13 protein-coding genes are annotated in these 13,589 nt (G+C 39.9%); 11 read left to right on the top strand and 2 right to left on the bottom strand.

What is annotated here, in order from left to right; translation table 11 throughout:
• The 11 genes from I2F89_RS07740 to I2F89_RS07790 form a co-directional block, all read left to right on the top strand.
• Window positions 1-213 (top strand): zinc ribbon domain-containing protein (locus I2F89_RS07740; protein ID WP_153188055.1); only part of this gene is annotated, 213 nt, incomplete at its 5' end.
• Window positions 214-397: 184 nt separating this feature from the next.
• On the top strand, window positions 398-601 hold the full coding sequence (locus I2F89_RS07745; protein ID WP_010736645.1) for a hypothetical protein: 204 nt from the start codon (window positions 398-400) through the stop codon (window positions 599-601).
• Between the two features lie 13 nt (window positions 602-614).
• The gene (locus I2F89_RS07750; protein WP_195514132.1) at window positions 615-1,448 is read left to right on the top strand and encodes a hypothetical protein; all 834 of its coding nucleotides are present in this window, start codon (window positions 615-617) and stop codon (window positions 1,446-1,448) included.
• Between the two features lie 21 nt (window positions 1,449-1,469).
• The gene (locus I2F89_RS07755) at window positions 1,470-1,853 is read left to right on the top strand and encodes a PrgI family protein (protein WP_195514134.1); all 384 of its coding nucleotides are present in this window, start codon (window positions 1,470-1,472) and stop codon (window positions 1,851-1,853) included.
• Entirely contained in the window at window positions 1,837-4,239 is a 2,403-nt protein-coding gene (locus I2F89_RS07760) for a VirB4-like conjugal transfer ATPase, CD1110 family (RefSeq protein ID WP_416379326.1), read from the top strand. The genes I2F89_RS07755 and I2F89_RS07760 overlap by 17 nt, the downstream gene beginning before the upstream one ends.
• Window positions 4,236-6,161: a peptidoglycan amidohydrolase family protein gene (locus I2F89_RS07765; protein WP_195514138.1), complete on the top strand. Its 1,926-nt coding sequence runs from the start codon at window positions 4,236-4,238 to the stop codon at window positions 6,159-6,161. The genes I2F89_RS07760 and I2F89_RS07765 overlap by 4 nt, the downstream gene beginning before the upstream one ends.
• Window positions 6,158-6,673: a hypothetical protein gene (locus I2F89_RS07770; protein ID WP_195514139.1), complete on the top strand. Its 516-nt coding sequence runs from the start codon at window positions 6,158-6,160 to the stop codon at window positions 6,671-6,673. The genes I2F89_RS07765 and I2F89_RS07770 overlap by 4 nt, the downstream gene beginning before the upstream one ends.
• Before the next feature lie 60 nt (window positions 6,674-6,733).
• Window positions 6,734-7,747, top strand: coding sequence for a hypothetical protein (locus I2F89_RS07775; RefSeq protein WP_195514141.1), 1,014 nt, complete (start codon window positions 6,734-6,736; stop codon window positions 7,745-7,747).
• Window positions 7,748-8,004: 257 nt separating this feature from the next.
• On the top strand, window positions 8,005-9,777 hold the full coding sequence (locus I2F89_RS07780) for a PTS mannitol-specific transporter subunit IIBC (protein ID WP_108173556.1): 1,773 nt from the start codon (window positions 8,005-8,007) through the stop codon (window positions 9,775-9,777).
• A gap of 12 nt (window positions 9,778-9,789) precedes the next feature.
• Window positions 9,790-10,227: a PTS sugar transporter subunit IIA gene (locus tag I2F89_RS07785; RefSeq protein WP_019723779.1), complete on the top strand. Its 438-nt coding sequence runs from the start codon at window positions 9,790-9,792 to the stop codon at window positions 10,225-10,227.
• A 13-nt stretch (window positions 10,228-10,240) separates the two neighbouring features.
• Entirely contained in the window at window positions 10,241-11,392 is a 1,152-nt protein-coding gene (locus I2F89_RS07790) for a mannitol-1-phosphate 5-dehydrogenase (RefSeq protein WP_071866882.1), read from the top strand.
• An 86-nt stretch (window positions 11,393-11,478) separates the two neighbouring features.
• Here I2F89_RS07790 and I2F89_RS07795 read toward each other — a convergent pair whose 3' ends face one another.
• Both I2F89_RS07795 and I2F89_RS07800 read right to left on the bottom strand, forming a co-directional pair.
• Complete coding sequence (locus I2F89_RS07795) at window positions 11,479-12,180, bottom strand: type 1 glutamine amidotransferase (RefSeq protein ID WP_195514143.1); 702 nt, start codon at window positions 12,178-12,180, stop codon at window positions 11,479-11,481.
• Window positions 12,173-13,525, bottom strand: coding sequence for a Mur ligase family protein (locus I2F89_RS07800; RefSeq protein ID WP_195514145.1), 1,353 nt, complete (start codon window positions 13,523-13,525; stop codon window positions 12,173-12,175). The genes I2F89_RS07795 and I2F89_RS07800 overlap by 8 nt, the downstream gene beginning before the upstream one ends.
• Window positions 13,526-13,589: the final 64 nt, after the last annotated feature.

A 13,589-nucleotide genomic window follows, 5' to 3' on the forward strand; every position in this document is an offset into this window, starting at 1 on the left:
GCAGATAAATGTAAAGTCTATCATATTGAGTTAAGACTAGTCGATCGATTCTATCCTAGCTCGAAACGATGTCATGAATGTGGGCATAAGAAAGTGGATTTAAAGCTATCTGAGCGTACCTATCACTGTGAGAAGTGTGGATATGTAGCAGATAGAGATTATAACGCGAGCATGAATTTGAAAGATGTGAAGGAATACAAAGTGATTGCATAAGATCGGAACTTTGCATATGTACCGATGGCTTAGTCGGGAATTAACGACTGTGGAGAATGAGACAAACCGTAGTAGTGTGGAAGTGACGAGGCGGCATTCGATGAAACAGTAATTCTAACTACGTGAAGTAGTAGAGAAATCTCGATATAGATATATTTGTCTATATTTTGAGTAGCAGATGCAAATGGATTATTTCAATCAAGCAATGTCTTTATTTTCCAACGGGGTGATTACTGCAGGAAGCTTACTGACCGTTTGGGGCATTATCCAATTAGGCGTTGCAATCAAAGAGCATAATGGGCCAGGAATGCAACATGCCATTTTTCAAATCGTTGGGGGTGCAGTGATTTTAGCTGCTGGTGCGTGGATCACGAATATTTCAATGTGAGGAGCGAAAAAGGATGGACGGTGCGATCGAATTTTTACTACAAACGATTGCAGAACAATTAAGTTTATCAACGAATCATAAAAATAGTCTTTTACAAAATCTCGAACACTATTTGCCGGAAATCTATCATTACAGTGTGACGATCATGGAAAGTGTCATCAAACCTATTGCTTATTCCCTATTAGGTTTTCTATTGTTGATCGAATTTCAACAACTCGCACATCGACTATATGGCAAGCAGTCAGAGTTTGGTGGACTGGATCTTTTCTTGCCATTGTTTATCAAAATCGGGTTGACCGTACTGCTTTTACGTCACTTGATGGTTTTCCTCAATGCCATTATGGATGTAGGTATTTTTGTTAGTCAAGGAATCAATCAATTGGAGATCCGAGGTGTGACAGATCAGACAATGGATATCTTCAACGTGATGGAGCAGATCGATCAGCTAGGTTTTTTTGAAAAAATGGTGTTGTTGATGATTTTACTCGTTCCCTTGATTCTATCGATCATTGTTAGCGTCCTTGCTCAAGTGCTGATCTTTTTACGTTTTTTAGAAATGTATCTTTATTTGAGTATCTCACCTTTACCGATTGTCGCTTTAGTGAATACAGAAATCGGGCATGTCGGAAAGAATTTTTTAAAACTATTTGGTGCGGCATCTTTACAAGGTGTATTGCTTTTTATCGTGTTGAATATCTACCCACTACTAGTGAGTACTATTTTTTCATTTGATGAGACGCAGGGGATGATTGCAGTGATCAGTGCGATCGTCGGTAATTGCTTGGCGCTATCCATGTGTTTGTTTTACACCATGAAATGGTCGAAAGCGATCATCGTTGCGGCCTGAGTGGGAAAAGGAGTGTGAAAAATGGCAATTGAAGTCGTGATCAGAAAAGAAATCAAAGAGTATCAAGAGAAGATCTTTTTTGGCTTCTCTTTAAGACAGGTTATCGTTATTGCATTGGCTTTAATCGTGATTTTACCGGTCGGCCTACTTAATCATTTTATTTGGAGCTATTCAATTGATGATCTAGGAATTGTATTGATGTTTTTTACTAGTCCGATTTTATCGGTGGGTTGGATCAAAAAAAATCAGTTACCTTTAGAAAAATATCTCCTTATCCGTTGGCGCCATCTTATCGCAACAAAGCACTATCCATATCAAAATGCTCGTTTGGAGGAAGATCATGAAGGGATTTCAACGAGGAAAATCAGTAAAACAGAGAAATATCGAAGTGAACAAGGGAATTAAAAAGTCTTCCTTAACCAAACTATTACACAAGCAAAAGAAAAAAAGAGGAAAAAAAGAACGAAAATCAGCACCAGCCAAACATGCACAAAGGAAGATTCGTTATGAAAAAATGTATGAAAGTGGAATTTGTGAACTCACTTCTGGACGATATTCAAAAAGTATCCAGTTTTCAGATGTCAATTACCAAATTGCACCTGTAGAAGACCAACAAGCTATTTTTCAAGGGTATTGTACCTTACTAGATAGTTGTGATGACCGAACACATCTAACGATTACCTTGAAAAAAAAGCGAATGGAACAAAAGGAACTTGAAAAGCAATTGTTCTATAAAGAAACAGGGGAGAGACAGGACATCTACCGTCGAGAATTGAATGAAATGCTTCGACGAACCATAACAGAAGGAGGAACGAATTTTAGCAAACAAAATCTATTGACCTTCAGCACGCAGGCCACTGATTATGACCAAGCCAAGCATTCCTTGACACGTATCGAACAACAACTTAGTCATAGCCTTTCGGAAATCGAATCAAGTAGTCAAACACTTTCTGGCAAAGAACGGTTGCAACTGCTCCATGAATTGATCAAACCTAATGAATGGTTTCAGTTCAATTATACAGATTTAGTTTATAGCCGTTTGTCGACAAAAGCAGTGGTTACCCCTGCAAGTTTTAGCTTTAAAGCAAAAGACTATATCGAAATTGGCTCAGACTATGCCCAAGTCCTTTATTTGAAAGATTACCCCACCAAACTTTCAGATAAATTGATCTTAGAATTAATGGATATTGGCGAAGAGTTGTGTTTATCGATCCACATTGAACCAGTGGATTCTGAAAAAGCAAATCAGTTGGTTCAAATTAAAAAAGCTTATATGGAAGGAGACAAAACAACTGCTGAAAGAAAAGCGACACAAAAAGGCTATGATCCTTATTCAAGTATTCCGTATGAATTGACCAATAGTATCAAGGAAGCCGAAGCTTTATTAGACGATCTAGTCAAAACCGGCCAAAAATTATATTTTGTTACCTTCCTCGTTTATTTCCGATCTCAGACCAAAGAAAAACTAGCTGATATTGCGGAACAAGTCCAACATGTTGGACGTAAAAATCGTTGTCATTTCAATGCATTAGACTATCTACAAGATGAAGGATTCAACTCGGTCTTACCTTTAGGCAAAAATTGGATCGAACAACAACGGACGTTGACGACAGAAAGTACAGCGATTTTTATTCCATTTTCAGCGCAAGATCTTGATCATATAGATGGCAAATATTATGGGCAAAATGAAATGACCAAAAATAGTGTAAGGATCGATCGTAAGCAACTAAACACGCCGAGTGGCATGATTTTAGGTAGCTCTGGTTCAGGCAAAGGTGTAGCCAAAAAATATGAAGAAATCACGACGTTACTTAAAAATCCCGAAGATGAAGTCATTTCGATTGATCCGGAAGATGAAGATACGATCATCGGCAATGATTTTGATGCTCAAATCATCAATATCGCCCCTAATACCAATACCTTCATCAACTTACTCGATATTTCAGAAGATTTGAAAGGAGAGGCAGATCCAGTAAAATTGAAATCTGACTTTTTGTTGACTGCTTGTGAAGCTTTGATCGGTGGTCCAACTGGTTTAACTTCAGCACAACGATCGATCATTGACCGTGTCACGCGATTGACGTATTTCAATTTTCAAAAAAACTCAGAAAAATCAGCTCCGACATTGGCGGAAGATTGGTTTCCGCTTTTAAAAGAACAACCGGAAAAAGAGGCGCAGACATTGGCGTTAGATTTAGAGTTATACATCGATGGTTCACTTTCGATGTTTTCTAAACCAACTAATGTTTCTTTAAATAAACGTTTTGTGATTTACAATACGAAACAACTAGGGAACCAATTGAAAACTTTTGGGATGATGGTTGTTTTGGAACAAGTGTGGAATCGGGTCGTTCGCAATCGAGACAGAGGAATCACTACTTGGATCTATATTGATGAAATGCAACTCCTGTTAAATGATCCCTACTGTGAAAATTATTTTTTTGAACTATGGAGCCGAATCCGTAAATGGGGCGCGATTGCCACTGGTATTACCCAAAATGTCGAAACCTTATTATTATCAGATAAAGCACGCCGAATGTTAAGTAATACGGAATTTATCATTATGTTGAAACAAGCGAAAAGTGATCTAGATGAGCTGTCTTCTTTGTTCAATCTTTCGTATCAGCAACAAAAACAATTGCTCAATCCTATCAAAGGGGCAGGGCTGATACGCGCAGGCAACGCCATCGTTCCTTTCTCCAATACTGTTGATCCAACAACAAAACTTTATGAGTTGATCACCACTGATCCTGTCGAACGCCACAGATTACGACAGGATGTATCGCCATGAAAAAAAACGATGTAGGCATTGAAGAGATCGTGAAATCACGAAATAAACGAAGGAGTAACAGACATTTTCTGCGTAGAAACACCAAAGATCCTCGCAGAGTCATGCTTGACTATCAGAAAAAAATAGTTGATTTCTCTTTACTTGGAAATAAAACTTCGATCAGTAGTAAAGTCAGCCTTTACCTATTTGTTGGTGTTAGCATTCTCATATTTTTTCTCTTTTTCAGTATGATCGGCTTCGTTTCGTCTGCTACGATCAAAATCAATGAGCTTGAATTGACGAAGGTCTGGAAATATTTGACCGAATTGGATGCGGAATTGACACTAGAATTAAACTCAACTAAGAGTTCGATTCTAGTAAATGAACGAGTAGTGGCTGCAAATGAAGTCGTGATCAGGACTGACATTGAAGAGGTGCTGATTTATTTAGATATGGTTTATGGCGATGACCAATTAGGAAATCCAGATGTTCTCAAAGAAACGATCCAAGGATTGCATGAGCAGATGTGGCAAGTAGACAGTGACGGGAGACAAATCAAAGTAACATCACAGCCATTGTCGCAAGTGATCACTTGGACGCCAGAGTGGAAAGAACGTAGACAGCTGTTAGCAGAAATTGGTCTTTATGCAAGTTTGACTGAATTAAGCAATCCATTGAAAGAAACAGACTCTTTACGCATAAAACAACGCTTTGGGTATTACGTAAGCAATCAAGAAAAAAGCTTACTTGAAGGACTGCTCATCCAGACAGAACCGAAAGAAAGTATAGTCGCTGTGATCGCTGGAGAAATTACAAGAGACCGAGAGAACGTAACCATCACAATGGACGATCAAACCATTACTTATCATGATGTATATCTAACAGCTACTGAAGGACAGATGGTATCGGTGGGGACAGAGATTGGGCGAGTAAAACAAGAGGAACTGCATCTGTCTTACCAGAAAAAAGGTGAAATCGTCAATCCAGCTTTTTATCTCCCCAATGTAGTCGATAACAATGAGACACAGCTTGATCCCATTGAAACAGATACTGCATTCAATGAACAGAAATTTCGAGAAGTGATTCTACTACATTGTCACGCATTTAGTGATCATGCAGAAACAATCATCCAAGAAGCTAAAAAGAATAATATCTCCCCCATTGTTCTAGCAGCCATCATGATCCACGAAACTGCTTGGGGAACGAGCGAAGGAATTCGAGAAAAGAACAATCCAGGTGGCTTGATGCGAGAAAACGAGTTGCTTTCCTACGCCACACTTGAAGAAGGGATTGCCGCCACTGCTCGAACACTAAACCAATTGATCGTGAACCAAAGACTGCTGACAGTCGAGCAACTCGGAAGTGTGTATTGTCCTGTAGGTGCAAGTAATGATCCCCTGGGATTAAACCAATACTGGGTACCGGCGATCAAAGAATTATTTGTGCAACTAGGTGGCAGTAAAGAGATGAGCTTACTCTGGCAATCGGATCATACAGTGGGGCAAGAGGTGTTGACACAAGCCAGAACATTGTATCGTCAAAACGTTCAATACTCACAAGGCTTTGAACGAGGTACCTTTCCTTATCATGATTGCTCTTCTTTTGTTCTGTGGGCGATGAGAAGTGTTGGCTTGCCTGTGCCACTAGGTAGCACGGAGACATTGTATTCTTTGGAAGGGACTTTCCTGATACCGATCAATCGAGAAGATGTCAGAGCCGGTGATTTGTTTGTATGGGGGAAGAAAGGCCACTCTTTAGGTAATTATGGTCATACAGGGCTATTTTTAGATGATGGTGGTAAAACGATCCTTCATTGCACACCTGCTACTGTACGAGGGTATGGTCAAGAAGGCGATATCGTCATCACTCCATTTGAAGGCTATGCGGGTGATCTCCAGCTAGCGCCTGTTTATTTCTATCGATTGTTGGGAGAAAACAAATGAACCCGAAATCCAGATTTCTTTATCTTATTATTGTTTTCTTACTGTTTAGCAGTGTGACTTTTAGTGTTGGCCGGTCTATAGGCTTTCGTTCACAAGAGTCTGAACAGAAAGCTGGCCCAGTTTCGGAAACACAAGTCAGAGAGTTTTTACAAGCTTATTATACGTTTGAAACAGTCGGCGACAATTACTCTGCATATGTTGATGCTCTTTCTAACAAGATGAAAGATAAAGTAAAAACAGAACAAGGTGAAAAAACGCATAGTCCGCAGCGATTTGGCTTCAGTCGCTGGCTCAAAAGCGAGCATTATTTTAAACAAACGAACGGGGAAATGGTTGAAGTCCTCTGTTTGGTTGATTTTACGACGTCTTTATTGAATGAAGAAGGCGGAGTTGTAAAAAAAGATATTCGCCACCATGTGGGTGTCAAACTGACTTATCTCTATGACGCTAAAAATCATCGTTATGTCTTGGATGATCTCGAACAGCTGTCTTCTTTTATGGAAATACAATGATTGAGTAAGGAAGACCTTACAAATGGACGCAACAAAAATGAATGAGGGGAGTGACAACGTATGGCGAAAGAAACTGTAATCATCGATCAGATCCATCACTTACAAGTAAAAGAGACTCAGTTGGATTTGTTTCAGGCTTTGGAAGATTTAGAAACTGAAAATCGACGAGTCTTGCTGGCAAATACACAAGGACAATGTCGCATACGTATTTATGATCGTAAGGGAGAAATGATGATAGAAAAAGTGCTTCAATTTCCTTTGACAGAGGAGATTGAAGAGATCTTAAGTCAACACTGGGAGCAAGAAATAGCCAATACAAAAGAGAAGAGTCAGTTCCCTCATTCAAGCAACACGCTGAAAAAAAATCAGTTGTTACAAATCAATTGGAAAAAAATCATCAAGCGATTACTTCTTAGTGGAGTAATCGTTTTTGCTGTGGTTCAAGGCAACATGTGGATCGAACAAAGAACGAATAACGAGCAAACGACATCCAAAGAAAATCAGAAAAGTTCATGGCAGTCATTGGTAGAACTAGGTGCATATGAAGAAGCAGCGGAAGAATATCCCGCTCGGTATCAGCAATTGATCGATCACTTAGTAGAAGAACAGGAATTTTCTTGGGTAGAGAAGTTGAATGAGCAAAAGCCAACAGGAAATGCCACCTTTGATTTGGCTTTTTATCAAAACGATTGGGAAACAGTAATTGTGACCCACGTGGAACAATTGACGGAAAAGCGCCAAGTCAAGTTAGCGATTGCTTATTTGAAGCTAGAACAAGTACAAGAAGTCGTTGTCTTGAATCGCCACTTAAAACATCCGGAGGTCACGTTAGCACTGGATCAGTTTTATTTTGAAAAAAGCCTTGATTGGTTGAAAGTAAAAGAAATGGAAAAAGCGAAAGACGCATTTGAACAGATCCAAACGGAAGAATTAAAAGCGGTGATGGCGGCATACATAGAGCAAGGAACGATTATTTTAGATTTCATTACATTCTATGAGGCATCGTCCAACACGTCTGAAAATGTAGCGCTTTGGGAAGAGCGACTGGCTCGATTAGGAGAATCAACGGAATAAAAAACTCACTTTGCAAAAAAAGAGTCTAAAAGATCACGAGGATGCGCTTTTTCGTAGGTATCTACAAATAAAAAGCTCCCTTAAATGAAGGAAATAATTGTTTCAGCGTCTCTAATCGGTACCAGAAGCCTTTCATCAAATCACTCATTTTGCTCACTCCATGTTTTGGCACAAATGATTGTGACAAAATCCGACTATTTATCTCAATGGTAAGCGGATACAATTTGATTAAAGAAAGAGATAAAGGAGCGATTGAAGTGGAAGAGACGATACCAAAAAATAAAATTTCATTCAAAGCAAAAGTACAAAAGTTAGGAAGTACCTTATCTAGTATGGTGATGCCGAATATCGGTGCGTTGATTGCTTGGGGTGTTTTGACTGCCTTATTTATTCCAGATGGCTATTTACCAAACGAAGCGTTTGCTACGATGGTCGGCCCAATGTTGACGTATTTAATTCCTTTATTGATCGGCTACACCGGAGGGAAAGTCATCGGTGGTGATCGTGGTTCAGTCGTCGGAGCAATTGCGACGATGGGTGTGATCGTTGGGACAGATATTCCGATGATGTTAGGTGCCATGATCATGGGTCCATTAGGTGGCTTTGCCATCAAGAAATTTGATCAAGTGTTTCAAAAACATATCAAATCAGGATTTGAGATGTTGGTCAATAATTTCTCTGCAGGATTGATCGGTTTTGCGTTAGCATTGATCGGCTTTTCTGCAATTGGTCCAGTGGTGGATACACTGACGCAAGCGATGGCAACAGGCGTTGAAGCAATTTTAAATGCAAATTTGATTCCATTGACGAGTATTTTTATCGAACCAGCGAAAATCCTGTTTTTGAATAATGCAATCAACCATGGCATTTTGACTCCTTTAGGAACGGAACAAGTGGCTACAGCCGGTCAATCGATCCTGTTCTTGTTGGAAGCCAATCCTGGACCAGGTCTAGGTGTATTGTTGGCTTTTACATTATTTGGCAAAGGCGCGGCAAAATCATCTGCACCGGGTGCAATGATCATCCATTTCTTAGGTGGAATCCATGAGATCTATTTCCCATACGTAATGATGAAACCGTTATTATTCTTATCAGTGATTTTTGGTGGGATGACGGGTAGTTTCGTTTTCCAATTGATGGATGCAGGATTACGTGCGCCAGCTTCACCGGGTTCGATCATTGCCATTTTAGCAATGGCACCATTGAGTGCTTACTTACCAGTTATTTTAGGGATCGTCGCTGCAACAGCCGTTTCTTTCGGGATTTCTGCAGTCATTCTAAAAGCTGATGCGAAAGAAACAAGTGAAGATTTTGAAAAATCAGTGGAAGCGACTCGTCAAGCGAAACAACAAGCGAAAGGAACTGGAACAACTAGTCAGGGACAACCAGCTTTATCAGCGATCAAAAAAATCATTTTTGCCTGTGATGCTGGAATGGGGTCAAGTGCGATGGGTGCTTCCTTGTTAAGAAAAAAAGTCCAAGAGCATCACTTACCTCAACTCGTGACGAATCAAGCCATCAGTCAATTATCTGATGAAGCAGACGTATTGATCGTGACTCAAGTTGAGTTGCAGGAACGAGCAAAACAAAAAGCGCCACATGCTCATTTTGTTGCAGTAGAAAACTTCTTAAATTCACCAAAGTATGATGAGATCATCCAAGCATTAGGAAGTAAGGAAGAAACACAGCCAAACCAACCAGTCTCTACTACTCCAACAGATGATTTGGATTTATCTGAATTAAAAGATATCAAAGAGATTTTACTTGTTCATGACGATCGTGCAGGATCAGCGACAATGGGATTGTCCTTATTGAAAGATATTTTGAAGAAAAACCAACTGGAGATCCCTCTGAAAAAAATCAATATTGATGAGTTGACGGAGCAACCGAATACACTGATCGTTTCAAGAGAATCCTTGTCTGAGGAAGCACGTTCAGTGGCACCGCATTCACTTCATTTTTCAGTGGCGACGATGGTCAGTCCACAAAAATATGAAACGATTGCTCACTATTTGAAAAAAGTAGCGTAAGGAGGAAATAAAATGTCTGAATTAGCATTTGATATGATCGAGTTGAATAAGGCTTTTGCCACAAAGGAAGAGGCCATCCGATACTGTGGAAGAAAATTAGTGGAAGCCGGTTGTGTCGAAGAACCCTACATTGACGCAATGGTGGAACGGGATGCGATGTTATCCGTTTATATGGGGAATTTTATCGCGATCCCTCATGGAACAGATGAAGCCAAAGCATTCGTAAAAAAATCAGGGATCTGTGTGATCCAAGTGCCAGATGGTGTCAATTTCGGCACTGAACAAGAAGAGAAGATTGCGACAGTCTTGTTTGGTATCGCTGGCGTAGGTGAAGAACATTTGCAATTAGTGCAACAAATCGCTCTTTATTGTAGCGACATGGACAATGTTGTCCAGTTAGCAGATGCACTAAGTAAAGAAGAAGTCACACACAATCTAGCAATTGCCTAAGGAGAGAAGACGAATGAGAGCAGTACACTTTGGTGCCGGAAATATCGGCAGAGGATTTATTGGAGAAGTTTTAGCTGAGAATGGGTTTGACATCACTTTTGTTGATGTCAACGAACAGATCATCGATTCATTAAATGAAAAAGGACGTTATACGATCGAACTAGCTGACGAATCGAAAAAACAACTTATCGTTGAACGCGTTCGCGGATTGAACAACCAAAAACAGCCTGAACAAGTGATCAAAGAAATAGCACAAGCAGATCTTGTGACCACAGCGATCGGTCCCAATATTTTGCCTTTCATTGCTGAACTGATTGCAAAAGGGATCGAGCAAAGAGAACAAGAGGGCAATCAGCAACCACTAGACATCATCGCTTGTGAAAATATGATTGGTGGCTCTGAGCATCTAAAAATGGAAGTCTATAAATATCTGTCAGATACTCGCTTTGCAGATCAATCGATCGGATTTCCGAATGCAGCAGTGGATCGCATCGTGCCGATGCAACAACATGAAGATCCTTTGTTTGTGCAAGTGGAACCTTTTAAAGAATGGGTCATTGATGATACGCAACGAAAAAATAAAGAGATTTCGTTAAATGGCGTACTATACGTCAAAGATTTGGAACCATATATTGAACGAAAACTATTTAGTGTGAACACAGGACATGCGACTGTAGCTTACACCGGTGCATTATTAGGATATGCAACGATCGATGAGGCAATGCAAGATTCGTTAGTCGTTGCCCAACTAAAATCAGTGCTACAGGAAACAGGAAGCTTACTGGAAGCAAAATGGGGCTTTGATAATAAACAACATGAAGCCTATATTGAGAAAATCATCCAACGTTTCCAAAATAAATATATCTCAGATGCCATCACTCGGGTAGCTCGAACGCCTTTACGTAAGTTAGGTTATCAAGAACGCTTTACTCGTCCGGTTCGGGAATTGCAAGAATACAATTTGACTTGTCCACATTTGACAGCTACGATGGGGATCATTTTCAACTACTATGATCCTGAAGATGAGCAAAGTCGTGAACTGCAAGAGATGAAAGTGCGAGAAAATATGGATCAGTTGATCCAAGAAGTCACAGGTATCCATGATCCGACAACGATCAGTAACATCAAGCAAAACGTGATGCGTTATGCGAAACAAGTGGCTTGATTCTTGATATGATCAATGGAATAAACAAGTGGATTGTAAAAAAACCTCTAAAAATATCTTAGATATTTTTAGAGGTTTTTCGCTGTTTACTTGATTGGAGCTGCGGCAACTGTTGGTAGATCAAGTTCTTTTCCATAACGTTTCTCTAATGCTAAGCGAACTAGACGCTCTGCTAAATGTTCATTACGTGCTAAGATCGGACCATGGAAATAGGAGCCGTAAACGTTGCGGTAAATGACACCTTCTGATTGATCTTCCCCATTATTCCCTTGACCTTTGACGATTTTTCCCAGCGGGCGTTCGCCTTTGCCAAGAAATGTGCGACCATTATGATTTTCAAATCCATAATAGGTTTCGTTGAACTCTTCGTTGTGGATCACGATGTCACCGATGAAGCGATTATTCTCTTGGCTTAAGGTGTAATGATCCAACGCACCGATTCCTTGGATTTTTTCACCGTTTGCGCCCATATAATAATGACCAAGTAGTTGGTAACCGCCACAAATCGCAAGTACGACACCATCATTTTCAATATAATTAGTCAATGATTCTTTCTTTTCTTGAATATCTTTTGAAATGATCATTTGTTCAAAATCTTGACCACCTCCAAAGAAAACTAAATCGTATTTATCTGCCTCAAAGGGTTCATGAATGCTAACGATCTCAGTATGAGAAGTGACCCCCATTTTTTTGGCGATATATTGGAGCATCAAGAGATTGCCATTGTCACCATAAGTATTCATCAGATTCCCATAGAGATGGGCAATGCGTAATTCGTAGTTAGCCACGATTCATGCCTCCTTTGATAAAGCCTTGACTCGCTAATTCTTTTCGTAATTGTAAGACAGCTGTATAGGTCGCTAAAATATAGACATGATCCGTCGGTAGTTGCTTGATTTTCTCAATGACATCAGTCAATTCTTTTGATTGTGTCAATTTGTCTTCAGCGATACCCGCTACTTTCAAACGTAGTGCCATATCTGTGTGGCGATCGCCACCAGCAATCACAGCAGGGATATCCATATCTGCAAAGCGTTCAAATTCTCCGTCCCAGATCCAACTCACATCGATGCCATCTGCGTAGTTCGCATTCAAGAGGGCAACTAGTGAAAATGGATACGGTGCATGTCCCATCATGTCGATGACTTGGTTGATCCCTACAGGATTTTTGACTAGGACTAAGGTACAGGACTTGCCATCGATTTCGATGACTTCTTGACGACCAAATACTTTTTCGTCATACCCTAAGCCTTGTCTGATTTTTTCAGGAACAACACCATAATATTCAGCCACCGCAGTAGCTGCTAAAGCATTATAGACATTGTACATGCCACCAACTTCGATGCCATATTCATTGCCATCAATGACGAAATCAGCTGATTTGTTGTCCATTCGTTTCATTTCTGTCAAACGATAATCCAGTTCTGGACGTTTAAAGTCACAATTTGGACAATAGTATTTACCTAAGTTTGCATAAGTGATCATTTTGTAGTGCAAGATGTGATGACATTTCGGACACAACACGCCATCTGTATTGTAGTGGGCCATCTGTTCATGATCTTCTTCGTGATCAAATCCATAATATCTTCTAGGGTTGACGGTCTCAACTGAATTGAAGATCGGTGAATCGCCATTACTGATAATCGTAGCATTTGGTGATTTTGCGGCACCATCCACGATCATTTTATACGTGGTATAGATTTCACCGTAACGGTCCATTTGGTCACGGAAAATGTTTGTAAATAAAAATAGTTCAGGTTTGATGTATTCAGTCACTCTGCTTAGACTGGCTTCATCGATTTCTAATACCGCAAATTTCTTTTGGCCTTTTCCGGCTTTTGCTTGTAAAAAAGTCGAAACGATTCCTTGGACCATGTTTGCGCCAGTAGGGTTCGTCAAGACTTCATCAAATTGTTGTCGTAAGATATTGACGGTCAAAGCGGTCGTCAATGTTTTTCCATTTGTTCCGGTTACGACGACGACTTGATAGTCTTTTGCTAATGTATCTAAAATATGAGGATCGATCGATAAAGCAATTTTACCAGGTAAACTTGATCCTCCTTTAAAAAAGGTTTTTAGTCCCCATTGTGCGGTTTTACCAACTGCAATCGCAAATTGACTGCGTATTCCCATTATGTAACCTCCAAAACGTCATAATTACAAATAAATTCAACTAATCATACCATATGTTGAAAAA

It is taken from the genome of Enterococcus sp. 1001283B150225_161107_E12 (assembly GCF_015556925.1).
Classification (GTDB): domain Bacteria; phylum Bacillota; class Bacilli; order Lactobacillales; family Enterococcaceae; genus Enterococcus_B; species Enterococcus_B mundtii.